Source organism: Rhodobacter sp. SY28-1 (genome assembly GCF_005222785.1).
GTDB lineage: Bacteria > Pseudomonadota > Alphaproteobacteria > Rhodobacterales > Rhodobacteraceae > Tabrizicola.
Genome location: NZ_STGH01000001.1, coordinates 1740842 through 1765250, shown reverse-complemented (window position 1 = coordinate 1765250; position 24409 = coordinate 1740842). Strand labels below are relative to the sequence as shown.

Genomic DNA, 24409 nt, shown 5'->3' with positions numbered 1-24409 from the left:
GCCTAGAAGTCAAAGCTCGACTTGCGGAACAGCCCGGCGTCGATCTCGCGCTGGCGGCGTTCCAAGTCGATGCGGCTGACCGAGGCATCCAGGTAGGACCGCTCAAGGTCGGAAATACGCGGGAAGGCTTTCCCGGAAACCAGCGATTTGAACAGGTTGAACATGATGTGTCCTTTCTTCTTGCCCAGAAGATAGGACGCTGCAGTGCGGCATTGTAGAGCCATCACGGGAATCCCGCCATGCGCCAGATGCAAGGGTCGCCACATTTGCGCCGTAGCTTTGGACAGATCGACGCAAAAAACGCTGAAGTTCTCGTCAGCCTGCCAAAAGCGCCCGCGCCGCGGCCCGTGCCGCCTCGGTCACCGTGTCACCAGCCAGCATCCGGGCAATCTCCTCGATTCGATCCTCGGTCCCAAGCCCCGTGACCGTGGACAGGGTCTGCCCCTTCGCCACCCGCTTTTCCACCCGCCAATGCTGCGCGCCAAAGGCCGCGACCTGGGGCGAGTGCGTCACCACCAGCACCTGCGCGCCCGACGCCAGCGCTTTCAGCCGTCGCCCGACCGCATCCGCCGTCGCCCCACCGACACCCCGGTCTATCTCGTCGAAGATCAGCGTCAGGCCGGGGCTGTCGCCCGTGAGACACACTTTCAGCGCCAGCAGGAACCGCGACAATTCCCCGCCCGAGGCGATGCGATTCAGCGGCCCCGCAGGAGCGCCGGGGTTCGTGGCCACCGTGAAGGTCACGGCATCCACCCCCTCCGGTCCCGGCTCCCCCGCCGTCACCTCGGTCACGAACACTGCGCGTTCCATCTTCAAGGGCGCCAGTTCCGCCGCCATCGCTGCATCAAGCTTCCTTGCCGCCGCAACCCGCGCCTTCGTCACCCGCGCCGCCTCGGCCGCGTAACCCGCCTCAGCCTCGGCCACCGCCTTCGCCAACCGGGCAATCCCCGCAGCCCCGCCGTCAATCGCCGCCAGTCTCACCCGCAGGCCCTCGGCGAAGCCCCCAAGATCGTCCGCCAGCACCCCATGCTTCCGCGCCAGCGCCCGGATCGCGAACAGTCGTTCCTCGACCCGCTCCAGCTCACCCGGATCAAAGTCCAGCGCCTCCAGCGCCCGCTCTACCCCGTCTGCCGCCTCGCCCAACTCAATGAGCGCGCGGTTCAACGCCTCCATCGGGCCGTCCAACCGCCCCTCGGCCTTCTCCGCCGCGCCATCCAGCCAGCGCAAGGCATCGCGCATCCGGCCCTCGGCCCCTTCGTCGGACAGTGCCATGAAGGCCTTCGCCACATCCTCGCGAATCCGCCCCGCGCTCTGCATCAGTCGGCGGCGGGCATCCAGCGCCTCGTCCTCGCCGGGCTGCGGGTCCAGCTTGTCCAGTTCCGCCACAGCATGGCGCAGGAACTCTTCCTCGGCCGCCGCCCGCGCCAGCGCCCCCTCGGCCTCAGCCAAAGCGGAACGAGCGTCCCGCTGCGCGGCCCAGGCCCCACGCAGACCCGCAAGGTCCAGCCCCGCGAAAGCATCCAACAGCGCCCGATGGCCACGGGGGTTCAGCAAGCCCCGGTCATCATGCTGGCCATGCAGTTCCACCAACGTATCCGACAGGTCCCGCAGCACCTCGCCCGAGACCCGACGGTCATTCACAAAGGCTGTCTTCCGCCCGTCCGCGCTATTGACCCGGCGCAGGATCAGCTCGTCCTCCGCCTCGATCCCCGCCTCCTCCAGCACCGCCCGGGCCGCATGGCCCGGCGCAAGGTCAAAGACCGCCGTCACCTCACCCTGCGCGGCCCCCTGCCGCACCAGTTCGGCCCGCCCGCGCCAGCCCAGCACGAACCCCAGCGCATCCAGCAGGATCGACTTGCCCGCCCCGGTCTCGCCGGTCAGCACGTTCAGGCCCGCGCCAAGCTCCAGGCTCAGCCGGTCGATGATCAGGACATCGCGGATATCAAGGCTGCGCAGCATCGGGCGCCTCGTGGGGTGCGCGACAGCGCACCATGACTACAACCACTCGCCCCGCACCATCTGGCGATAGATCGTGCGCAGCCAGCCTTCGCCCTTGGCTTCCGGCGACAGGCCCTTGCCCTTCAAGAGGCGGAAGCTGTCGTCATAGAACGGCGAGGACTGGTAGTTGTAACCCAGGATCGCCGCCGAAGTCTGAGCCTCATCGGTCAGACCCAGCGCCAGATAGCTTTCGGTCAGGCGATGCAGCGCCTCGGCCGTAAACGAGGTGGTCTGGTAATCTGCCACGACTGTCCGGAACCGGTTGATCGCCGCCGCGTAATGCTTGCGCTTCAGGTAATAGCGCCCGACTTCCATTTCCTTCGCGGCCAGCTGGTCGAACGCAAGCTCGAACTTCAGGATGGCGGACCGGGCATATTCGCTGTCGGGATAGGTCTCGATCACGTCGCGCATGCCCTTCAGCGCCTGGAAGGTGACCCCTTGGTCGCGGCCGACATCGTCGATCTGGTCGTAATAGGACAGCGCCATCAGATACAGGGCGTAAGGCGCATCCTCGTCACCCGGGTAGAAGTCGAGGAATCGCTGCGCCGCGTCGCGGGCCTCGGGATATTCCTTCGCCTTGTGATGGGTGAAGGCCTGCATGATCAGGGCGCGCTTGGCGAATTCAGTATAAGGATACAGCCGCTCGACTTCCTGGAAGTAAAGCAGCGCATCCTTGGGCTTCTTGCCGGTCTCAAGCTCCAGCTCGCCCTTCTTGTAGATTTCTTCCGCCGTGTAGGAATCAAGCGCACGTTCCTGCTGGCCGCCACCGCAGCCGGTCAGCACCATCGCCAGAACCGCCGCTCCTACAAACCCTGCGCCGGGCCTTCTGCCTGACATTCTTTGCCTATCCAACCTGCAGCCCGGGCGGTTCGCCCTATGTTTGGCCCGTCCTAGCACAGAAAAATCCGGGGCGCAAAACGCCTTTCGTGACTTTGCGCAGGTTCAGCAGGACCCGTTGCGGATGGGCAAATCGCCCGCATGGACGCCAACACCCGGCAACTTGCCCAAGGTGCGCGGCCCGCAGTCGACGATTTCATAGGCCGAAGCATCGGCAAACAGCGCGCGCAGCAGCCGGTTCGTCAGCGCATGACCTGCCCGTTCGCCCACATAACGCCCCAGAACCGGGCCACCGGCCAGCGCCAGATCGCCCACCGCGTCCAGCATCTTGTGGCGCACAGGCTCGTCCGCATGGCGCAGACCGCCCGGCGACAGCACCTGGTCGCCCGCAAAGACGACCGCATTCTCCAGCGTCCCGCCCAGAGCCAGGCCCTTGGCCCGCATTGCATCGATATCGGACTGGCGGCAGAAGGTGCGGCTGTCGGACAGCTCGCGCACGAAGGCGCCGTTGGCCATGTTCAGGCTGCGCTCCTGCACCCCGATGGCCGCGTCCTCGAAGTCGATGCGGAAATCGATCTCCAGCATGTCGGCCGGTTCCAGCCGCGCCACCGCGTCACCTTCGCGCACTTCGACGGGACGAAGCACCCGCACGGCGCGGACCGGCAGATACTGCTCGTCCAGACCTGCGGCCATGAAGCCCTCGATGAAGGCCAGCGCCGAGCCGTCAAGGATCGGAACTTCCGGCCCGTCGATCTCGATCAGTGCGTTGTGAACGGCGAAACCAGCCAGCGCAGCCATGATGTGTTCGATGGTCGAGACGGACACACCCGCGTCGTTCTCGATCACCGTGCACAGCCGCGACGGAGTGACTGCATCCCAGCGCGCCGGGATCAGCGCATCCCGGTCGGCGATGTCGGTGCGGCGAAACCAGATCCCGTGGTCGGCAGGCGCCGGGCGCACGACCATGCGCACAGGCAAGCCCGAGTGCAGGCCAAGCCCGGTAAAGGTCGCAGGGGAATTCAGCGTATTCTGCACGTCTCGCTCAACCTCATGCCGGGCAGGTTCAGTGCCTGCTTCCGGTTGCAAGTTAGGTATTCTCTCATGCGCGCGATCTCAACTCACTCTTTGTGACGGTATGTGACAGGGTTGAAATGATCGGCAAGTCCTTGCCACAAAAAGGAAAAGGCCCGGTTTCCCGGGCCAGTCTCTGTCAGTGTGCCGCGTTCTTTTCAGTTTGCCTGGCGGCGCAGGAAGGCGGGAATCTCGATCCGGTCCTGGTCGGATCCCATGTCATGATCGTCGTCGTAGGACGTGACCGGCGGTTGCGTCCGCCCGGCCGGTGCTGTCGGGCTGCCCGCTTCCAGATGGCCTGCCATACGGTTGATCAGCGAGCCGATGCCAAAGCGCGGCTTCGGTGCCGCAGCCGCTGCTGCCGCCGGGGTCGGGGCCGCAACCGGCGTTGGCCGGGTGAACTTGGCCGGGGTGCTGCCAGGACGGCTCACCGCTGCCTGCAGCCGGGCCAGAGCCTCGGGCGAGGGCTGACCTGCGACGCGCGGACGCGGGGCGACAAAGTCGCTCGGGTCGGCCTCGATCGCCGCCGGGGTCGAGCGGACCAGCGTCGGCTGGGCCGGGGCCGGACGATAGGCGGGCGGCGGCAGATCGTCGGCAATCGACAGATCGTCCATATCCATGTCGGCTTTCGACGCGGCGGCGTCGAAGGCGGCATCAGCCACGCTGTCGACCTCTTCCTCGAAGGCCATCCGCTCTTCCATCACCGGCTCGGGGGCTGGGGTATAGACCGGGGCGGCTGCACGCGACGCTTCGGGCTCACGCACCGGGTTCAGCGTCAGCGGCGTCCCCATGGACCGGCGCGCCACCGGCGGTTCGGCCTTGTTCGCAGCCGAAGCGTCGATGCCGGTCGCCACGACCGACACGCGGATCCGGCCTTCCATCGCGGTGTCGAGGGTGGAGCCCACGATGATGTTGGCTTCCGGGTCCACCTTCTCGCGGATGATGTTCGCGGCTTCGTCCAACTCGAACAGCGTCAGGTCATGGCCGCCGGTGATGTTGATCAGCACACCCTTCGCGCCGTTCAGGCTGATCTCGTCCAGAAGCGGGTTGGCAATCGCCTTCTCCGCCGCCTGCACCGCACGGTCGTCTCCCTGGGCTTCGCCCGTGCCCATCATCGCTTTGCCCATCTCGTCCATCACGGCGCGGACGTCGGCGAAGTCGAGGTTGATGAGGCCCGGACGGACCATCAGGTCCGTCACACCTTTGACGCCCTGATACAGCACGTCGTCGGCCATCGCGAAGGCTTCGGTGAAGGTGGTGCGCTCGTTCGCCAGCCGGAACAGGTTCTGGTTCGGGATGATGATCAGCGTATCGACGACCTTCTGCAGGCTTTCGATGCCTTCTTCGGCCTGCCGCATCCGCTTCTGGCCTTCAAACTGGAACGGCTTCGTCACGACGCCAACCGTCAAGACGCCCAACTCCCGTGCGGCCTGTGCGATGATCGGCGCGGCCCCGGTTCCCGTGCCGCCACCCATGCCCGCGGTGATGAAGCACATATGCGCCCCGGCAAGGTGGTCGACGATTTCTTCGATCGTCTCTTCCGCCGCCGCTGCGCCGACCGAAGGCCGCGCCCCTGCCCCAAGTCCTTCCGTTGCCTTGACACCCATCTGGATGCGCGCGCCTGCCCGGCTTTGCTGCAGGGCCTGCGCATCGGTGTTCGCCACGACGAACTCGACGCCTTCCAGCATCTTGTCGATCATGTTGTTCACCGCATTGCCGCCCGCGCCGCCGACGCCGAAAACGGTGATGCGCGGCTTCAGCTCTTCACGCTCAGAAGTCATCGTCAAATTGAGTGCCATGGGTTTGCCTGTCCCTTTGTCCGCCGCCTGTTTACCGGTCCTTTCCGCCATTAAATCCCCGCGGAAGGCCGACTTATCCCCGATTCTATCCACAACGTTTCAAAACGTCACGCGAAAACTCTCGCAAGACCACGAAATCTGGGGGTCAAGCCCCCGATTTCAGCGGTATTTCGCCCTCGGCGCGTGGATATAGTGGTCACCAGTTGTCCTTGAACCATTTGACGGCCCGCCGCAGCGAGCGTGCGGGATAGCGTTCCGCCGGAATCTCGAAGTCCCACCATTCGTCCTGCGGATGCGCAGCGAACAGGCACAGCCCTACCGCCGAGGCAAAAGCCGCCCCCGTCGCCGCCTGCGGCAAGCCTTGCACCCGCAGCGGACGACCCAGCCGCACCCGCTGGCCCAGCACCCGTGTCGCGATGCCGTCCAGCCCCGGAATCTGGCTGCCACCCCCGGTCAGCACGATCTGCTGGCTCGGCAACGTGTCAAACCCTGCTGCGTCCAGCGTGGCGCGCACTTCCTCAAGGATTTCCTCGACGCGCGGCCGCATGATCCCGATCAGCTCGGTCCGGCTGATCTGTCGCCGGTCCTTCTCCCAATCCCCGCTGTCGCCGCCAATGTCGATCATTTCCCGATCATCCATCCCGGTCGCATACAGCCCGCCGTGGCGCGTCTTGATCTTCTCGGCCGTCGCCATCGGGATCTGCAGACCCTTGGAGATGTCCGAGGTCACATGGTCCCCGCCCATCCGCACCGAATCCGCATAGATCATGTGCTTCTTCATGAAGATCGAAATGCCGGTCGCCCCGCCGCCCATGTCGATGCAGGCCGCACCCAGCTCCTGCTCATCCTCGACCAGCGAGGAAATCGCCGAGACGTAGGCGGACGAAGCAATCCCCGCCAATTCCAGGTCACAGCGCTTGATGCAGTACAGCAGGTTCTGCACCACATCGCCGTCCACTGACAGAAGGTGCATGTCGACCGCCAGCCGATGCCCGATCTGCCCGCGCGGATCGCCAAGGCCCGACCGATGGTCCAGCGCAAAGTTGACCGGCTGGGCGTGAAGCACCTCGCGCCCTGCCCCAAGGTCCGGCACGTCGCAGGATGCCAGCACCCGGCTGACGTCCTGTTCCGTCACCACCGAATCCTGCAGGTCCAGCTCGCCCGCCAGCCCATAGCTGCGCGGCTCCGCGCCCGAGAAGCAAGCGATCACATGATCGACCCGCACGTTGGCCATCTTCTGCGCCGCCTGCACCGCCGTGCGGATGGCGCGCTCGGTCTCGTTCATGACCGCGATCTCGCCGAAACGGACGCCACGGCTGCGCGTCGTCGCTGCCCCGATCACCCGGAACTGGCTTTGCCCCGCCATCGGCCCGACACCATCCTGCTCGCGCAGCCGGTCCGGCCCGTCGAACCGCAGCACAAGGCAGGCAATCTTGCTGGTGCCCACGTCCAGAATGGCGATCACGCCGCGCTGCATGGCCGCCTTGCGCATGTTCCGCATGGCGCGCTGGGAAGTATAGAGATCGGTCACAGTTCGTTCTCCACGGTTTCTAGGCCTTGCGCGCGACGGATTTCGGCAAGGGCATGGGGGGTAAGGCGAAGGGTGGGTCGGTGATCTGACCGCAGGTCCACGGTCAGGATGTCGCGGTTCATCAGGTCTTGCGCATGGTCCAGCGCCAGCAAGCGCTCCAGCGCCTGCACCGGATTCACTTCGGGCAGCAGCACGCGCTGCTCGCGGTCAAGGACCAAGTCCCAGCGCCGCTCGCCCACCCGCACCAGACCGCGAATGCGAGGCAGCAGCGGACCGGCGGCAGCGATCAGGTCCAGCGCCTCGGGCGTGGCGAGGTCAGCGCCCTCGCCCGCGATCAGCGGCAGGTCGGGCCGGTCGGCGCGCGACATCAGGCCCGCCACACGGTGGCCGGTCTCATCAACCAGCGTCAGCCCGTCCTCGGTCCGCCAGATCGCGACCGGCATGCGCTCGGTGATCACCACCTGCAACACGCCGCCCGACCGCACCCGCAGATCGGCCTTCCTGACCGCATCCAGCGCCTCGATCCTTGCCCGCGCGGCATCCAGGTCAATGTCGAAAGAAGACATCGGCAGGGGCAGCGCCAGCTTGGCCCGCACCGCCACGGCCAGATCGTCCGACGCACCCTCGACACGCGCCAGCGACACCCGGAACTCCGGCCGCGCCTCGAACTCTTCACGCAGATGCGTCAGCTGCCCGATCACCGCCTGCCGGTTCGGCTCGTGGCTGAACCACAGCGCGATCCCGCCCAGGATGACCAGCGTTGGCAGACCCTTCCAGACAAAGCCCCGGACGTAAGGCGTCAGCATCAGCCGCTGCAGCCGGTAGTCCCACTTGGACGGCGCCGGATCGCGGCGGATACCCCGGCTTGGACGGCGCGCGGTCAGCGATTGCATGACGCGTCCTCCACCATCCAAGCGCAGAAGTCGGCAAAGCTCATCCCATGCAACGCGGCATGTTCCGGGGCAAGCGAGGTCGGCGTCATCCCCGGCTGGGTGTTCGTCTCCAGCAGGATCAGCCCCGCCAAGCCCCGCGTTTCATCCCAGCGGAAATCGGTCCGCGACACCCCCCGGCACCCCAGCGCCTTGTGTGCCCGCAGCGCATAATCCAGACAGGCCGCCTCGATCTCGGCCGGGATATTCGCCGGGCACTCATGCCGACTGCCACCGGGCGCATATTTCGCCTCGTAATCATACCAGCCGTCGGTGATGATATCCGTCACCCCCAGCGCCCGGTCGCCCATCACCGTCACCGTCAACTCGCGACCCGGAGCGTAAGTCTCGACCATCACCACCGCAGGCATCGACGCAGCCAGCCGCGGCGCGTTCGACCCCTCGCGGACGATATAGACCCCGACCGAGGAGCCCTCGTTGTAAGGCTTCACCACATAGGGCGCGGGCAGGACATGCCCCGCCTCCACCTCGTCCCGCGTGGCCAGCACACTGTCGACCACCGGCAGACCGGCGGCCCTGTAAACCTCCTTGGTCTTGACCTTGTCCATCGCCAGGGCCGAGGCCAGCACCCCGGAATGCGTGTAAGGGATGCCCAGCCATTCCAGCATCCCCTGGACGCAGCCATCCTCGCCCCATCGGCCGTGCAGGGCGTTGAAGCAGACATCGGGCTTAAGGTCAGAAAGGCGCGCAGGCAGATCGGGGCCGCAATCGACCTCCGTCACCTTGTAACCAGCCTCCCGCAGGGCCTTGGCGCATTCGCGCCCAGAGACAAGCGATACTTCCCGCTCAGCGGAAAGCCCACCCATCAGAACCGCCACTTCGGGGGCCATCCTGCTCGATGCGCCCGCCATACACTGCCTCATCCGGGTCTGTTGCCGACCCGTGATTTGTTATTCGTGCGGGAATTCTCCGACCCGCATGATTTCCCACTCTAGCGTGATACCGCTTGATTGGTAAACCTTTTTCCTGACCTCTTCGCCGAGATTTTCCAGATCCGCCGCCGTCGCCCCCCCGGCGTTGATGAGAAAATTGGAATGCATGGTGGACATCTGCGCCCCGCCCACCCGAGCGCCCCGCATCCCCGCGTCGTCGATCACCTTCCAGGCCTTCAATTCATGCGTGTCGTCGGCCTTGCCCGTGGACGACCGCCCCGCCGGATTGCGGAACGTCGACCCCGCCGACCGCTCCTTCGTCGGCTGCGACGCATCGCGCTTGGCGATCTGCTCCGCCATCCGCGACTCGAGCGCCGCCGGATCACCCTTCACCGCCCGGAATGTTGCCGACACGATGACCGAGCCTGCCGGCACATCGCTCTGCCGATAGCGCAGGTTCAGCGCCGACGCGGGCAGCGTCTGCACCTCACCCGAGCGCGTGACAACCCGCACCTCCTCCAGCACATCCGCGACATAGGACCCGTAGCACCCTGCGTTCATCCGCACAGCGCCGCCGATGCTTCCCGGGATGGTGCGCAGAAATGTCAGGTCCAGCCCGGCCTCGACCGCGCGCCGCGCCACATGCGCGTCCAGCGCCGCCGCACCGGCTACAACCCTATCGCCCTGCACCTCAATCGAGTTGAACCCCCGCCCCAGCCGGATCACCACCGCCCGGATGCCGCCATCCCGCACGATCAGGTTCGACCCCACTCCCATCGGGAACACCGGCACCGAAGGGTCCAGCGTGGCCAGAAAGGCGCAAAGATCAGCCTCATCCGCAGGCTGATACAGCCAATCCGCAGGCCCCCCCACCCGCAGCCAGGTCAGGTCCGCCAAGGGGCGATCCGGCGTCAGCACGCCGCGCGTTTCGGGTAGTGTCATCCTCATGCCCGTCTTCTGCGGCGCTTTCCGCGCCTCTGCAAGACCTCAGGCCCGCCGCCGGGCCACCAGAATGCCGACCAGCACCCCGCCGAAGACGGGGGCCGCAAAGACCAGCGACTCTCGCATCAGGTCGATGCCCCCGGCCAAGTCCAGCCCAGAGTCCTGCCAGGTCATCCCGATCATCGCCGCCAGCGCAACCACCGGCAGGATCACCGCCGCGCCCCAGCCATAGCGCCGGGTCACGAAATAGGACACGACCCCGGCCAGGATCACCACCGCCCCCGCAATCGCCCAAAGCGTCCCGTTCATCACACCCTACCCGATCTGGCGGCGCAGCCAGCGCCACAGGAAAATCACCGGCCAGCGCAGGATCGAGGCCCCCGCCGCCAGAAGCAGAAGCCCTACCACCGGACCCGAGACATAGGTCGCCCAGCCCAGAAGCGGCACGCCCACCGCAATCAGCACATAGGCCGCCCGCCAGTGCTTGTCGCGCGAGGGGAACATCGCGATCACATTGGCCGCGATCAGCCAGACCAAACACAGGACCAGCGGCCAGTAATCCGGGTCGGCGCCAAGATTGCCAATCATGCGGTCTCTCCCGAAAGGACGGCGAACAGCGCCGCGCCAAGCGCCGACAGCGCGGTGAAAAGGCCTGCCCAGGGCACCCAGGCCGCCACGCGAAAAATCGCCTCGGGCTCACGCCGGTGCAGCCGGATCAGCGCAGCGTTGACCAGGACGAAGACCGCCAGCAGGATAATCGCCGTCGCCTCGGCCAGCGTCTCGACCGGCAGGGCCAGCGCAGCACCCAGGACAGCCGCGCCAACCAGCAGCGTCGCCCGGACCGGAGTGCCAAAGCGGTGATGCGATTGCGCCAGGGCGGCAAGGGCCTGCGTCTTCCGGCCAAGGCCGAACAAGACCCGCGACGCCATCACGATCTGCGCAAGAACCCCGTTCAAGGCCGCAGCGACCGCGATGGCCGAAAGGAACGCCGCGGACCCGCCCGTCGCCCGCTCCCAGATCAGCGCCACCGGCTGTTCGCTCTGCCGCAGATCGGCATGCGGCGCCACACGGACTGCCGCAAGGCTGACCAGAATATACAAAGCCGCGGTGACGGCGAGCGCCAGAAGGATCGCCTTCGGCAGCACCCGCTCCGGCTCCCTCGCCTCTTCCGCCATGTTCGTCAGGTCCTCGAAGCCGATAAAGGCAAAGACCGACAGCGAAATCGCCGCTGCAATCCCGGCCAGGGGCGGCTCGGGCAGATCACCCAGACCCGTCCAGTCCGGCCCCGCGGGCGCAAGGAACCCAGCCGCCACAACGGCGAGAAGCCCCGACACCTCGACCACGGTCAGGATGGCGATCAGGGCCAGGCTTTCCAGCACCCCGACCAGCGCGACCACGGTCAGGGCCAGCCCGATCCCGGCGATCAGCCAGGCTTCCGGCAGGTCCACGAACGCCATCAGATAGCCGACCCCGCCCCGCAGGACTGCCGCCGCCGAAATCACCCCGGTCAGCGCGATGGCCAAACCGGCCAGGATACCCAGACCGCGCGAAGAAAAGCCGCGCTCGATATAGGCGGCCTGCCCCGCCGCCTCGGGCAGCCGCGTTGCGAATTCGGCATAGGACAGGGCCGAGAACAGCGCCACAAGCCCGGCCAGGACAAAGGCCAGCGGGGCCCAGATCCCGGCATGGCCGACCACGGTCCCCACCAGGACATAGATCCCGGCACCGACCATCACGCCCACGCCGTAGGCGGTCAGCAGGCCAAGTCCAAGGCGTCGCTTCAGCGTGTCAGCCATCTGCCCGGTCCAGCAAGGCCCGCGACCTGCCGCGTCATTTCTCCAGATCCTTCGGCAGCGGGGCGGGTTTTCCCAAGGCGCGACGGACGAAGTAGATCAACGGATTGCGGAACATCGACACAAAGGCCAGCGTCCCCACCACGACCCAGACCCAGCCATGCACCCAGCCGATCCAGACCAGCAGGAACGGGGCAAGGATCAAGAGCGCCAGCCCCGGCGCCATCTGCCGCTTCATCGGCAGCATCGCGACCACCGCCGCCACCAGGATCCAGAGGCAGCCGAAGAACAGGGGCGAGATATAGCCCCAGATCATGCAGCCCTGCCCTGACCGGCGCGTCGGGTCATGCCGCAGCCCCCATCAGCTTGGCCGGCAGCGCATTCGCCCAGGCACTGATCGTCCCCGCCCCAAGGCACACCACCATGTCCCCCGGCCGCGCCTGTTCCTTGACCAGCCGTGCCAGATCGGCCTCGTCCAGCAGCGCGCGGGCATGGCGATGGCCGTGGGCGATCAGCCCCGCCACCAGATCATCGCGCGACGCGCCCGGGATCGGGTCCTCACCGGCGGAATAGACATCGGCGATGGCCACCACATCGGCTTCGTTGAAGCAGGTGCAGAACTCCTCGAAGAGGCTCGACAGCCGGGTATAGCGGTGCGGCTGGTGCACCGCGATGATCCGCCCCTTGGTCGCCTGCCGCGCGGCCTTCAGCACCGCGGCGATCTCCACCGGGTGATGCCCGTAATCGTCGATGATCGTGACCCCGTTCACCTCGGCCACCTTGGTAAAGCGACGGTTCACGCCCGCAAACCCGGCCAGCGCCTCGCGGATCTCGTCGCGCTTCATCCCCAGATGCCGCGCCACTGCCACCGCCGCCAGGGCGTTCGACACGTTGTGATCCCCCGGCATCGGCAAGGTGCAGCCCTCGATCACCTGCCCCTCGGACTGCAAGGCGATGTCGAAATGCGCCACGCCGTTATCATAGGTCAGGTTCACCGCCCGCACATCGGCCTGCGCGTTGAAACCGAAGGTCACCACCCGACGATCCGTCACCCGCCCGACCAGCGTCTGCACTTCGGGATGATCGGTGCAGCACACCGCCAGCCCGTAGAACGGGATGTTCGACACGAAATCCAGGAACCCCTTCCGCAGCGCGTCGAACGTATGCCAATGCTCCATATGTTCCGGGTCGATATTCGTCACGATGGCGATGGTCGCCGGCAGGCGGTTGAACGAGCCATCCGACTCGTCGGCCTCCACCACCATCCACTCCCCCGCCCCGGCGCGCGCATTCGAGCCGTAGGCATGGATCACGCCCCCGTTGATGACCGTCGGGTCAAACCCGCCCTTGTCGAGCAAAGTCGCCACCATCGTCGTCGTCGTGGTCTTGCCATGGGTCCCGGCGATGGCGATGTTCGACCGCAGCCGCATCAGTTCGGCCAGCATCTCGGCGCGACGCACCACCGGCAGCTTCCGCCGCCGCGCTTCCTCCAGCTCGGGGTTGCCCTTCTTGATCGCGGAGGAGATCACGACGACCGACACGCCGTCCCCGATGTTCTCCGCCTTCTGGCCCTCGAAGAACGTCGCCCCCAGCTTGACCAGCCGGTCGGTGATCTTGGATGCCTTCGCATCCGACCCCTGCACCCGGTAGCCCAGCGTGATCAGCACTTCGGCGATACCGCTCATCCCGATGCCACCAATCCCCACGAAATGGATCGGCCCCAGTTCCAGAGGAAGTTTCGTCGCTGCGTTCATGATGCGTCTCCGCCCAACTCTTCGACCAATGCCACCAGCCGCGCTGTCGCGTCCGGCTTGCCCTCACCCAGGGCCGCGCGGGCCATCGTCTCGGCGCGGTGCGGGTCCTGCAGGATCGCGGCGATGTGGCCCGCAAGGGTCCTCGCGTCAAGCGCCTTCTCCTGCACCACGATCGCCGCCGCTGCGTCAGATAGTCCCTTGGCGTTGGCCGTCTGGTGGTCCCCCGTCGCCGCCGCATAGGGGATCAGGATCGCCGGGCGCCCGATCACGGAAATGTCCGCCACCGACGACGCGCCCGAACGGCTGATAACCAGCTGAGCCTCCGACAACCTGCGCGGAATGTCGGGGAAGAACGGCGCGATCTCGGCCCGGACCTCCGCCTCGGCATAAGCCGCCTCTGCGCGGGCGGCATCCTCGTTCCGCGCCTGATGCTCCACCCGCAGGTTCGCCCGCAACCCCTCGGGCAAAAGCGCCACCGCCGCAGGCACCACGTCCGACAGGATGCGCGCGCCCTGACTGCCACCGATCACCACCAGCGCCATCGGATAATCGCCCGGAGGAATATACGGCGCCGAAGCCCGGTCCAGCACCGCCTGCCGCACCGGGTTGCCGGTGGCTTCCCCGGTCACACCCGCAGGCAAGGCCGTTGGCCAGGTGCCGCAAGCCACCTTGTCCACCCGCCGCGCGAAGATCTGGTTCACCCGACCCAGCACCCCGTTCTGCTCATGGATCATCCGCGGCCGCCGCAAGACCCAGGCCGCAGACAAGGCCGGGATCGAGGGATAGCCGCCGAACCCCACCACGACAGCAGGCTTGTCGCGCAACTGCGACCAGATCGCGCCCATGACCCCGCCCAGAATGCGGAACGGAACCATCAGCTTGGCCGCCGCCCCACCCCGCGCAAAGGTCGCACTCGCCACCTGCTCGATCCGCACCTCTTTCGGGAACCCCCCGGCATAGCGCGCCCCGCGGTCGTCGGTGGACAGCTTCACCCGCCAGCCCCGCGCCAGCATCGCCTCAGCCAGAGCCTGCGCCGGGAACATGTGCCCCCCCGTGCCCCCCGCCGCGATGAGGAGAAGCTTGCCGCTCATATCCCTGGACCCCCGGCTGCGCACCGCGACTCCCTCTCCCCCCGGGGGAGAGGGCCGGGGTGAGGGGGAAGCCCCGAAGAGACGCCGCCCATCATCAGCGTCCCCGCCGGAAGACGTCGCTCATCTGCCCGCGCGGGCGTTCCCGCGTCAAAGCCAGCAGCATCCCCAGCGTGATCCCTGCGGCAATAACCGACGACCCGCCATAAGACACGAAGGGCAGCGTCATCCCCTTGGCCGGCAAGAGCCGCACCGCAACCCCCATGTTGATCATCGCCTGGACGCCGAAGATGCAGGCCATCCCCGCCCCAGCCAGCCTCGCGAACGGGTCCCGCTCCTGCAGCAGCCGCCACAGCGACCGCACCACGATGACCCCGTACAAGGCTAGGATGAACAGAACGAGGATCAGCCCGTATTCCTCGGCCGCCACAGCGATGATGAAGTCGGTATGTGCGTCCGGCAGCGACCACTTCACCTGCCCCTCGCCCACGCCCACCCCGAAGAACCCGCCCTCCTGGATCGCGTTCGCCGCGTATCCCAGCTGAGTCCGCGGGTCGACATCCGGCGACAGGAACCCGTCGATCCGCCGCGCGAAGTGCTCGCTGCTCTCATAGAACACCAGCCCGCTCGCCGCGACGATCCCCCCCACGACACCGATCAGCAGCATCGGCGCACCGCCGACGAAATAGACCACGCCCCAGGCGAACAGGATCAGCGCCGACTGGCCGAAGTCCGGCTGCATCGCCAGGAACCCCACCACCACCAGCGTCAGCGCGAAGGAAATCGTCTTGCCCGGCGGCCCGGCTAGGTCCTGTGACGCCGCGATCAGCCAGGCCACAACGACGACGAACCCCGGCTTCAGGAACTCCGACGGCTGTACCGACGCGAACCCGAAAGAAAACCACCGCACCGCGCCCTTGCCGAAATCCGTCCCGAAGATCGGCAACAGCATCAGCGCCAGCATCGACACCGCAAATCCCATGACCCCCAGCCGGCGCACCATGTCCGGCGGCATCATCGACACCCCCAGCATCACCACCAGCGCCACCCCGCCGAAAAAGGCCTGCCGCTGCACGTAATAGAACGGCTCCAGCCCGTTGCGCGTCGCCAGCGGCACACTCGCCGCCAGCCCCAGCAGAAGCCCGATCCCGAACAGGACGAACACGCAGGTCAGCGTCCACTTGTCGATCGTGCGCCACCACTTGGGGATGACCGGCTCCGATACCCGCACGGGATTCGAGCCATAGACCATTTCAGTCATGGAAAACCGCCTGTCCGTCTGCTCTGCCTATAAGCCCAGGTGTGTCCCCCGGGTCTTGAGCGTCAGACTAGCGCCAAATCCGTCGCGTGGCCAGCAGGAATGCAGGGCTTGACCCGCGGATTTTCGGCCCTCGCTCGGCCTAGCTGTTGCGGACTACAAACTCCGCCGCGATGGACCCATCCCGGACCCAGCGTCCATTCGGCAGGTCGTTTTCTTCCAGTTTTTCAATGATCTCGGCCTCGGATAACCCCAACCGCTCCCACCGCCCGCGCAAACGTGCGCGCAGCACATGCTCAGGCACATCGACCATCACCGTGACATCAAACATCGGCCGCAGCCGGTCCCACGGCGCCTGTTTGAGCAAAAGCCAGTTCCCCTCCACCACGATCACCGGGGTCTCCCGCGGGATCAACCTTGCCCCCGCCCGCGCGATCTCGATCTTGCGGTCGAAGACGGGGACAGCCACCTCCGCCTCATCCCGCGCCCGCAGCCGCTTCAGGGTGTGGAACAGCCCCCCCACATCGAAGGTCATCGGAGCGCCCTTCCGGGGCCGCAGCCCCGCCGGCACCAGGTACAGGTCATCATAATGGTACCCGTCCATCGGCAAGACCGCCGCCAACCCCGGTTGCCGCGCGTTCAGCTTCCCCACCAGCTTCTCCGCCAGCGTCGACTTCCCCGACCCGGGAGCCCCCGCAATGGCCGCAATGACCCGGGCACCATCGGCAGCACGTGCTTCCAGAATGTCGGCAATCCGCGTCAGGTCGGCTGCTTCCGCCATGTTGCAATCCTCCCGGTCACTGCCTCACCATGCCGCCCCTTCCGGCTGCAGCGCAAGACCCTCATCGGCTTTTCCGGCGCCCGCGGGCAGGTGTTAAGAAACCCCTAACAGGAAATCCCAAGTCATTGAAATCAAAAGAGTCCCAGAGTTTGTCCACCGTGGACACATCACCCTAGAACGGCACGTCATCCACCTGATCCGCCGGGATCACCCAGCGCGCGACGACCTTTTTCGCCCCGGCGTGGTCGAACTCAACGTCCAGCTTGTCGCCCTCGATCCCCATGATCTCGCCATAGCCGAACTTCTGGTGGAAGACCCGGTCCCCGATCACATAGGGCGAGGCCGCCTCCAGATCGATCACCACATGCCGCGCCTCCTGCGGCTGCCGCATGGACCGGGCGCCCGAGTTCTCCTGCAGCCGCCGCCAGCCGGGCGAGTTGTAGACGTCGGCCTTGGAAACCCGTTCCTCCAGGCTCGACCCGAACCCCACCGATGCCGCCGCGCCGAAGCCCCCGCCATAAAGGCCCGGCGCCGTCAGCACCTCGACATGCTCCCCCGGCAGTTCGTCGATGAAGCGGGAGGGCAACTGCGACTGCCACTGCCCGTAGACCCGGCGGTTCGAGGCGAAACTGATCGTGCAGACCTCCTCAGCCCGCGTGATCCCGACGTAGGCGAGCCGCCGCTCCTCCTCCAACCCCTTCAGCCCGCTTTCATCCATGCTGCGCTGGCTGGGGAAAAGCCCATCCTCCCACCCCGGCAGGAACATGACCGGAAACTCCAGCCCCTTGGCGGCGTGGAGGGTCATGATGGTGACCTTTTCCTCCGCCCCCTCCGTCTCGTTGTCCATGATGAGGCTGACGTGCTCCAAGAACCCCTGCAGGTTGTCGAACTGCTCCAGCGCCTTGATCAGTTCCTTGAGGTTGTCGAGCCGCCCCGGAGCCTCCGGCGTCTTGTCGTTCTGCCACATCTCGGTGTAGCCGGTCTCATCCAGGATCGTTTCGGCCAGACGGATGTGGTCGTATTCCGGGTGCAGCGTCGCCAGATGCCAGCGGTCGACGCCGTCGACGAAGGCGCGGAGCTGCGAGGCCCCCTTCCCCGGGATTACCCCCCTCGCCAAGGCCTCCCGCGCGCCGTCGAGGAGGGAGACCCCCGCCCCCCGCGCGAGCACGTTGATCTTCGACTGCGCGGTGTCACCAAGGCCCCGCTTCGGCAGGTTCACCACACGTTCAAAGGCCAAATCATCGTCGGGGGACACCGCGAGCCGGAAGTAGGCCATCGCATCGCGGATTTCCTGTCGTTCGTAGAACCGGGGCCCGCCTATGACACGGTAGGGCAGGCCGATGGTCAGGAACCGGTCCTCGAAGGCCCGCATCTGGTGGCTGGCCCGCACGAGGATCGCCTGATGGTTCAGGTCCACCGGATCGCGGCCCCGGGTGCCCCGCTGGATCGCCTCGATCTCTTCCCCGATCCAGCGCGCCTCTTCCTCGCCGTCCCAGTGGCCGATCAGGCGGACCTTCTCGCCCAAGGCCCCGGCGGTCCACAGCGTCTTGCCCAGCCGTCCGGCGTTCTTGGCGATGATTCCCGAAGCGGCCCCAAGGATATGCCCGGTCGAGCGATAGTTCTGCTCCAGCCGGATCACCTGCGCGCCCGGAAAATCCTTCTCGAACCGCAGGATGTTGCCGACTTCGGCGCCGCGCCAGCCGTAGATCGACTGGTCGTCGTCGCCCACGCAGCAGATGTTCCGGTGCGCCTGGGCGAGGAGCCGCAGCCACAGGTACTGGGCCACGTTGGTATCCTGGTATTCGTCGACAAGGATATAGCGGAACCAGCGCTGGTATTGCTCCAGCACGTCCTGGTGCGTCTGGAAGATCGTCACGCAATGGAGGAGCAGGTCGCCGAAATCCACCGCGTTCAGGGTCTTCAGCCGGTCCTGATAGGCCGCGTAAAGCTCGGTCCCCCGGTTGTTGTAGGCCCCGGCTTCCGAGGACGGCACCTTCTCTGGCAGCCAGGCGCGGTTCTTCCAACCGTCGATCAACCCGGCCAGCATCCGCGCCGGCCAGCGCTTTTCATCGATGTTCGCGGCCAGGACCAGCTGCTTCAGCAACCGCAACTGATCATCCGTGTCCAGGATCGTGAAGTTCGGCTTCAGCCCCACCAGCTCGGCATGCCGCCGCAGGATCTTCACGCTTAGCGAGTGGAAGGTGCCCATCCAGGGCATTCCCTCGGCCACCTCGCCCAGCAGCCGACCCACGCGCTCCTTCATCTCGCGCGCGGCCTTGTTGGTGAAGGTCACCGCCAGGATCTCGTTCGGGCGCGCCCGGCGCTGGTGCAGCAGATGCACGATGCGAGAGGTCAGCGCCTTGGTCTTCCCCGTCCCCGCCCCCGCCAGCATCAGGACCGGACCGTCCAGCGCCTCCACCGCCGCGCGCTGCGCCGGGTTCAGGTCGTCGAGATAGGGCATCGGCCGCGCCGCCATCGCGCGCTGCGACAGGGGCACGGGCGCGGCGGCGGCCTCGAAGGCCTGTTCTTCATCCCAAGCTGTCATGCGCGACAGTATACCCGCATCGCGCGCGGGGGAAAGTCCCGCGTTCACCGATTGTTCAGGCCCACCGACCACGCAATGTTTGCGCTAACACCACACTCCCCCACCCTGTCGCAAAACAGTGGGAAAAGGACGCCAAATCCCCTTGCGCTGCATCGCAGCACCTCTAATGTCCTCGCGTCCAGCCTTGGGGGAGGCCCGAATGCCCGAGTTCAAGAAGATCCTTGTCGCCAACCGGGGCGAGATCGCCATCCGCGTCATGCGGGCCGCCAACGAGATGGGCAAGAAGACCGTCGCGGTCTATGCCGAGGAAGACAAGCTCTCCCTCCACCGCTTCAAGGCGGACGAGGCCTACCGGATCGGCGAGGGCCTTTCGCCGGTGGGCGCCTACCTGTCGATCCCCGAGATCATCCGGGTCGCACGGATGGCAGGCGCAGATGCGATCCACCCGGGCTACGGACTTCTGTCGGAAAACCCCGATTTCGTCGATGCCTGCGACCAAGCCGGGATCACCTTCATTGGCCCGCAGGCCGACACCATGCGTGCGCTTGGCGACAAGGCCTCTGCCCGCCGCGTGGCGATGGAGGCCGGCGTCCCCGTCATCCCGGCGACCGAAGTGCTGGGCGACGACATGGCGCTTATCAAGAAACAAGCCAAGGAAGTGGGCTACCCGCTGATGCTCAAGGCCTCCTGGGGTGGCGGCGGTCGGGGCATGCGGCCGATCCTGAGCGAGGACGAGTTGGAGGCCAAGGTCCGGGAGGGCCGTCGCGAGGCGGAAGCGGCCTTCGGGAACGGCGAGGGCTACCTCGAAAAGATGATCACCCGCGCCCGCCACGTCGAGGTGCAGATCCTGGGCGACAAGCAGGGCAACTGCTGGCACCTCTGGGAACGCGACTGCACCGTCCAGCGCCGGAACCAGAAGGTCGTCGAGCGCGCCCCTGCCCCCTACCTCACGCAAGCGCAGCGCGAGGAAGTCTGCGAGATGGCCAAGCGCATCTGTTCCCACGTGAACTACGAATGCGCGGGCACTGTCGAATTCCTGATGGATATGGAGACGGGCAAGTTCTACTTCATCGAGGTGAACCCCCGCGTCCAGGTCGAGCATACGGTCACCGAGGAAGTGACCGGCATCGACATCGTCCAGGCCCAGATCCTGATCGAGGAAGGCAAGTCCCTGCCCGAGGCGACGGGCGTGGCCTCCCAGGCCGACGTCAAGCTGAACGGCCATGCCCTGCAGTGCCGCGTAACGACGGAAGACCCGCTGAACAACTTCATCCCGGACTATGGCCGCCTGACCGCCTATCGCTCGGCCACCGGGAACGGCATCCGCCTCGACGGCGGCACGGCCTATGCTGGCTCGGTCATCACCCGCTACTACGACTCGCTTCTGGTGAAGGTCACCGCCCATGCCCAGACGCCGGAGAAGGCGATTGCGCGGATGGACCGCGCGCTGCGCGAATTCCGGATCCGTGGGGTTGCCACGAACATCGAGTTCGTCATCAACCTGTTGAAACACAAGACCTTCCTGAACGACACCTACACGACCAAGTTCATCGACACGACGCCCGAGCTCTTCGCCTTCAAGAAGCGGCGCGACCGGGCGACGAAGATCCTCCTCTACATCGCCGACATCACCGTGAACGGCCATCCGGAGACCGCAGGCCGCCCGAAACCCCCGGCCGAGGCCAAGCCCCCGAAACCGCCCGCGCTGAAGGCCGATCCCGCGATGGGGACGCGCAACCTTCTGGAGCAGAAGGGCCCGCAGGCCGTCGCCAACTGGATGAAGGAACAGCAGAAGGTCCTTCTGACCGACACCACGATGCGGGACGGGCACCAGTCGCTTCTGGCGACCCGGATGCGGTCGATCGACATGATCAAGGTCGCGCCCGCCTATGCCGCGAACCTGCCGCAGCTTTTCAGTGTCGAATGCTGGGGCGGGGCCACCTTCGACGTGGCCTACCGCTTCCTGCAGGAATGCCCCTGGCAGCGCCTCCGCGACCTGCGGGCCGCGATGCCGAACCTGATGACGCAGATGCTGCTGCGGGCCTCGAACGGGGTGGGCTACACCAACTACCCCGACAACGTGGTGCGCAGCTTTGTGCTGCAGGCCGCCAAGACCGGCGTCGACGTGTTCCGCGTCTTCGACAGCCTGAATTGGGTCGAGAACATGCGCGTCGCGATGGACGCGGTGCTCGAGGCGAACAAGGTCTGCGAAGGCACGATCTGCTATACCGGCGACCTTCTGGACCCGGCCCGGTCGAAGTACGACCTGAAATACTACCTCGACCGCGCGAAGGAGCTGAAGTCGGCTGGCGCGCATGTCTTGGGCCTGAAGGACATGGCCGGCCTGATGAAACCCGCCTCGGCCCGCGTCCTCATCAAGGCGCTGAAGCAGGAGATCGGCCTTCCGGTCCACTTCCACACCCATGACACCAGCGGAGCAGGGGCGGCGACGATCCTTGCGGCCTGTGACGCGGGCGTGGATGCCGTGGACGCGGCGATGGATGCGTTCTCAGGAGGCACGTCGCAGCCCTGCCTTGGCTCCATCGTCGAGGCGCTGCGGAACACCGACCGCGACACCGGCCTCGACATCGCGGCGGTCCGGCAGATTTCCGACTACTGGGAAGCCGTCCGCAAGCAGTACGCGGCCTTTGAATCCGGCCTGCAGGCCCCGGCCTCCGAAGTCTACCTGCACGAAATGCCCGGCGGGCAGTTCACCAACCTCAAGGCCCAGGCGCGCTCCCTGGGGCTTGAGGAACGCTGGCACGAGGTCGCGCAGGCCTATGCCGATGCGAACCAGATGTTCGGCGATATCGTGAAGGTCACCCCGTCCTCCAAGGTCGTGGGCGACATGGCGCTGATGATGGTGGCGCAAGGCCTGACCCGCGCGCAGGTCGAGGACCCCAACGTCGACGTGGCTTTCCCGGACTCAGTCGTGGATATGCTGAAGGGCAACCTCGGGCAACCGCATGGCGGCTGGCCGCAGGGTATCCTGAAGAAGGTCCTGAAGGGCGAAGCTCCGCTGACCGAACGCCCGGGCAAGACCCTGCCCCCGGTGGACCTGGAAGCAGTGCGCAAGAAAGTCTCCGAGGAGATGAACGGGATCACCGTCGATGACGAGGATCTGAATGGCTACCTCATGTATCCCAAGGTCTTCCTCGACTACATGGGCCGCCACAAGACCTATGGCCCCGTCCGCACCCTGCCGACGCCGGTCTTCTTCTACGGGATGCAGCCGGGTGACGAGATTTCGCTGGAAATCGACCCCGGCAAGACGCTGGAAATCCGGCTGCAGGCGGTTGGCGAGACGACCGAGGATGGCGAGGTCAAGGTCTTCTTCGAACTGAACGGCCAACCCCGGGTGATCCGCGTGCCGAACCGGGCGATCAAGGCCAAGACGGCAGCGAAGCCCAAGGCGCAGGACGGCAACCCCGCCCATATCGGTGCGCCGATGCCGGGGGCTGTCGCCTCCATCGCGATAACGGTGGGCCAGAAAGTCCGGGCGGGCGACCTCCTTCTCAACATCGAAGCGATGAAGATGGAGACGGGCCTCCACGCCGACCGCGAGGCCACCGTGAAAGCCATCCACGTCCACCCGGGCAGCCAGATCGAGGCCAAGGACCTGCTGGTGGAATTCGAGGCATGATAGCCCGCGCTGCGGCGCTGATCCTTTGTCTGTCCGGGCCCGTGTTCGCACAGGACCCGACAGTCAATTACAGCGACTCCGACGCCCAGATGCTGGCCGCCATCGCCGAGGCGCGATCGACCCTGCCCCTGTTCCTTGCCAATGCGCTGGACCGGGACGGCAACTCGATTGCTGGCGCGGTCATCAAGGTCGAACTTCCGACCGTCGAGGGGAGCGATACCGAGTCCGAGCACATCTGGGTCACGCCCTTCGCCCGCCTGCCGGATGGCAGCTTGGCTGGGCTTCTGGCCAACGAGCCCGTGAATCTGGGCGCGCTGCAGGTGGGCGACCGGGTCGACTTCACGGAAGAAATGATCTCGGACTGGCATTACGACGCACCATCCGGGCGCTACTGGGGCAGCTACACCTCACGCGTGATGTACGAGGCAGGAGCCTTTGGCGACACGCCCTTCGACCAGATCTTCGAACCCGATCCGGTCCCGCCCCAGTGGAAATGACCTGCTGCACATGAAAAGGGGCGCCAGACGGCGCCCCCTTCCACACATTGACCGCATCACACGCGGTCGAAAAACCGCTTCACTTCGGTCTCGGCCTCTTCCTTGGTGCGGCCGTACCGCTCCTGGATCAGCCCGGCGAGCTTGTCCTTCTGGCCCTCGGCCTGGTCAAGCTCGTCATCGGTCAGCTTGCCCCACAGGATCTTCGCTTCGCCTTTCAGCTGCTTCCACTTGCCGGCAATCTGGTCCTGGTTCATTGGATTTCTCCTCGTCACTGGCCGCGCGGGGTGTCGCGGCCTTCATGACGACACAACGCCGCAATCGCACACGGGTTCCACACGGACTTGCTGATCGACGGGTCACCGTCCAAACAAAAAGGGCCGCCCCGAAGGACGGCCCCCCATATCCTTGCTGCCGAAATCAGACCGCGAAAGCGCCTGCGTCCACGGCGGCCTGCAGTTCTTCCGGCGACAGCTCGCCCGACGCGTCGGTGTCGGCGGCCTTGAAGGCCTCTTCGGTGACCGAAGCGTAAGCAGCCTGCACTTCTGCCAGCGAGAAGGTGCCGTTGGCGTCGGCGTCAGCGACGACCGGGGCGGCAGCGTCCTGCGCGAACGCAGTGGTGGCGGTCAGGGCCGTTGCGGCCAGAACGAGAGCGAATTTGGTCATTGTCTTTCTCCAGTTTGCGGCAGCGCAGAAAGCGCCGCCACGCAAGAAGGCGACTGTGCCTTCGCGGCGCAACCTATTCAAAACATTTCCGAATCCAAGCCGATTCTCGGTCAGGTTGCAAAGGCCTCACACCGATTTTACTGCACCCGCAAAGGCCATTGACGCCGCGCCTGCATCATGCTGGCGGACCATAGCGGCCGCCCCCACCGCCGAATGTGCGAGAATTTTGCGCCTGCATGCACTTTCCCTCTTGCAGCCATCCGCGCCACTTTATAAATCCCCCGTCATCCAGACGGTGCGGGCGTAGCTCAGGGGTAGAGCATAACCTTGCCAAGGTTAGGGTCGTGAGTTCGAATCTCATCGCCCGCTCCATCTGGATCTGACATG

General features: G+C 66.1%; 22 protein-coding genes and 1 tRNA gene. 3 read left to right on the top strand and 20 right to left on the bottom strand.

Annotated features, from left to right (window positions below; translation table 11 throughout):
• Positions 1 to 2: 2 nt before the first annotated feature.
• From E8M84_RS21610 to E8M84_RS08670, 18 genes are all read right to left on the bottom strand, one after another.
• A complete protein-coding gene (locus tag E8M84_RS21610; RefSeq protein ID WP_205914583.1) occupies positions 3 to 266 on the bottom strand; it encodes a hypothetical protein in 264 nt (87 codons plus the stop codon).
• Between the two features lie 49 nt (positions 267 to 315).
• A complete protein-coding gene (gene recN / locus E8M84_RS08750; protein ID WP_137110729.1) occupies positions 316 to 1959 on the bottom strand; it encodes a DNA repair protein RecN in 1644 nt (547 codons plus the stop codon).
• 36 nt (positions 1960 to 1995) lie between these two features.
• Entirely contained in the window at positions 1996 to 2835 is an 840-nt protein-coding gene (locus E8M84_RS08745; protein ID WP_137110728.1) for an outer membrane protein assembly factor BamD, read from the bottom strand.
• A gap of 105 nt (positions 2836 to 2940) precedes the next feature.
• The gene (lpxC, locus tag E8M84_RS08740) at positions 2941 to 3870 is read right to left on the bottom strand and encodes a UDP-3-O-acyl-N-acetylglucosamine deacetylase (RefSeq protein ID WP_137110727.1); all 930 of its coding nucleotides are present in this window, start codon (positions 3868 to 3870) and stop codon (positions 2941 to 2943) included.
• A 194-nt stretch (positions 3871 to 4064) separates the two neighbouring features.
• Positions 4065 to 5705, bottom strand: a complete 1641-nt coding sequence (gene ftsZ / locus E8M84_RS08735) for a cell division protein FtsZ (RefSeq protein ID WP_137110726.1) — start codon at positions 5703 to 5705, stop codon at positions 4065 to 4067.
• A 196-nt stretch (positions 5706 to 5901) separates the two neighbouring features.
• Entirely contained in the window at positions 5902 to 7236 is a 1335-nt protein-coding gene (ftsA, locus tag E8M84_RS08730) for a cell division protein FtsA (RefSeq protein WP_137110725.1), read from the bottom strand.
• On the bottom strand, positions 7233 to 8129 hold the full coding sequence (locus E8M84_RS08725) for a cell division protein FtsQ/DivIB (RefSeq protein WP_137110724.1): 897 nt from the start codon (positions 8127 to 8129) through the stop codon (positions 7233 to 7235). Before E8M84_RS08725 ends, ftsA begins: the two co-directional genes overlap by 4 nt.
• Positions 8117 to 9037, bottom strand: coding sequence for a D-alanine--D-alanine ligase (locus tag E8M84_RS08720; protein ID WP_170971878.1), 921 nt, complete (start codon positions 9035 to 9037; stop codon positions 8117 to 8119). Before E8M84_RS08720 ends, E8M84_RS08725 begins: the two co-directional genes overlap by 13 nt.
• Positions 9038 to 9076: 39 nt before the next feature.
• Entirely contained in the window at positions 9077 to 10006 is a 930-nt protein-coding gene (murB, locus tag E8M84_RS08715) for a UDP-N-acetylmuramate dehydrogenase (RefSeq protein WP_170971877.1), read from the bottom strand.
• Positions 10007 to 10045: 39 nt separating this feature from the next.
• Positions 10046 to 10309: a hypothetical protein gene (locus E8M84_RS08710; protein ID WP_137110723.1), complete on the bottom strand. Its 264-nt coding sequence runs from the start codon at positions 10307 to 10309 to the stop codon at positions 10046 to 10048.
• 6 nt (positions 10310 to 10315) lie between these two features.
• Complete coding sequence (locus tag E8M84_RS08705; protein WP_137110722.1) at positions 10316 to 10588, bottom strand: DUF2484 family protein; 273 nt, start codon at positions 10586 to 10588, stop codon at positions 10316 to 10318.
• Positions 10585 to 11796: an APC family permease gene (locus E8M84_RS08700; protein WP_137110721.1), complete on the bottom strand. Its 1212-nt coding sequence runs from the start codon at positions 11794 to 11796 to the stop codon at positions 10585 to 10587. Before E8M84_RS08700 ends, E8M84_RS08705 begins: the two co-directional genes overlap by 4 nt.
• A 34-nt stretch (positions 11797 to 11830) precedes the next feature.
• Complete coding sequence (locus tag E8M84_RS08695; RefSeq protein ID WP_137110720.1) at positions 11831 to 12109, bottom strand: DUF2484 family protein; 279 nt, start codon at positions 12107 to 12109, stop codon at positions 11831 to 11833.
• Between the two features lie 28 nt (positions 12110 to 12137).
• Positions 12138 to 13547 carry a UDP-N-acetylmuramate--L-alanine ligase gene (murC, locus tag E8M84_RS08690; protein ID WP_137110719.1) on the bottom strand — a complete coding sequence of 470 codons (1410 nt, stop codon included), beginning with the start codon at positions 13545 to 13547 and terminating at the stop codon, positions 12138 to 12140.
• Entirely contained in the window at positions 13544 to 14638 is a 1095-nt protein-coding gene (locus tag E8M84_RS08685) for a glycosyltransferase (protein WP_137110718.1), read from the bottom strand. Before E8M84_RS08685 ends, murC begins: the two co-directional genes overlap by 4 nt.
• Positions 14639 to 14732: 94 nt before the next feature.
• Complete coding sequence (gene ftsW, locus E8M84_RS08680) at positions 14733 to 15896, bottom strand: putative lipid II flippase FtsW (RefSeq protein WP_137110717.1); 1164 nt, start codon at positions 15894 to 15896, stop codon at positions 14733 to 14735.
• 139 nt (positions 15897 to 16035) lie between these two features.
• Entirely contained in the window at positions 16036 to 16674 is a 639-nt protein-coding gene (locus E8M84_RS08675) for a nucleoside/nucleotide kinase family protein (RefSeq protein WP_137110716.1), read from the bottom strand.
• A gap of 172 nt (positions 16675 to 16846) precedes the next feature.
• Complete coding sequence (locus tag E8M84_RS08670) at positions 16847 to 19219, bottom strand: ATP-dependent helicase (protein WP_137110715.1); 2373 nt, start codon at positions 19217 to 19219, stop codon at positions 16847 to 16849.
• Between the two features lie 199 nt (positions 19220 to 19418).
• On the opposite strand from E8M84_RS08670, the gene pyc reads away from it, so the two are divergent.
• Both pyc and E8M84_RS08660 read left to right on the top strand, forming a co-directional pair.
• Positions 19419 to 22862 (top strand): pyruvate carboxylase, encoded by a 3444-nt coding sequence (gene pyc / locus E8M84_RS08665; protein ID WP_137110714.1) that lies wholly within the window; start codon positions 19419 to 19421, stop codon positions 22860 to 22862.
• Complete coding sequence (locus E8M84_RS08660) at positions 22859 to 23359, top strand: DUF2314 domain-containing protein (RefSeq protein WP_137110713.1); 501 nt, start codon at positions 22859 to 22861, stop codon at positions 23357 to 23359. Before pyc ends, E8M84_RS08660 begins: the two co-directional genes overlap by 4 nt.
• A 56-nt stretch (positions 23360 to 23415) precedes the next feature.
• On the opposite strand, the gene E8M84_RS08655 is transcribed toward E8M84_RS08660, so the two are convergent.
• Positions 23416 to 23613, bottom strand: a complete 198-nt coding sequence (locus E8M84_RS08655) for a CsbD family protein (RefSeq protein ID WP_137110712.1) — start codon at positions 23611 to 23613, stop codon at positions 23416 to 23418.
• A gap of 163 nt (positions 23614 to 23776) precedes the next feature.
• A complete protein-coding gene (locus tag E8M84_RS08650) occupies positions 23777 to 24022 on the bottom strand; it encodes an EF-hand domain-containing protein (protein WP_137110711.1) in 246 nt (81 codons plus the stop codon).
• A 297-nt stretch (positions 24023 to 24319) separates the two neighbouring features.
• Here E8M84_RS08650 and E8M84_RS08645 point away from each other — a divergent pair.
• A tRNA-Gly gene (locus tag E8M84_RS08645) sits at positions 24320 to 24394 on the top strand.
• The last annotated feature ends 15 nt before the right edge of the window (positions 24395 to 24409 follow it).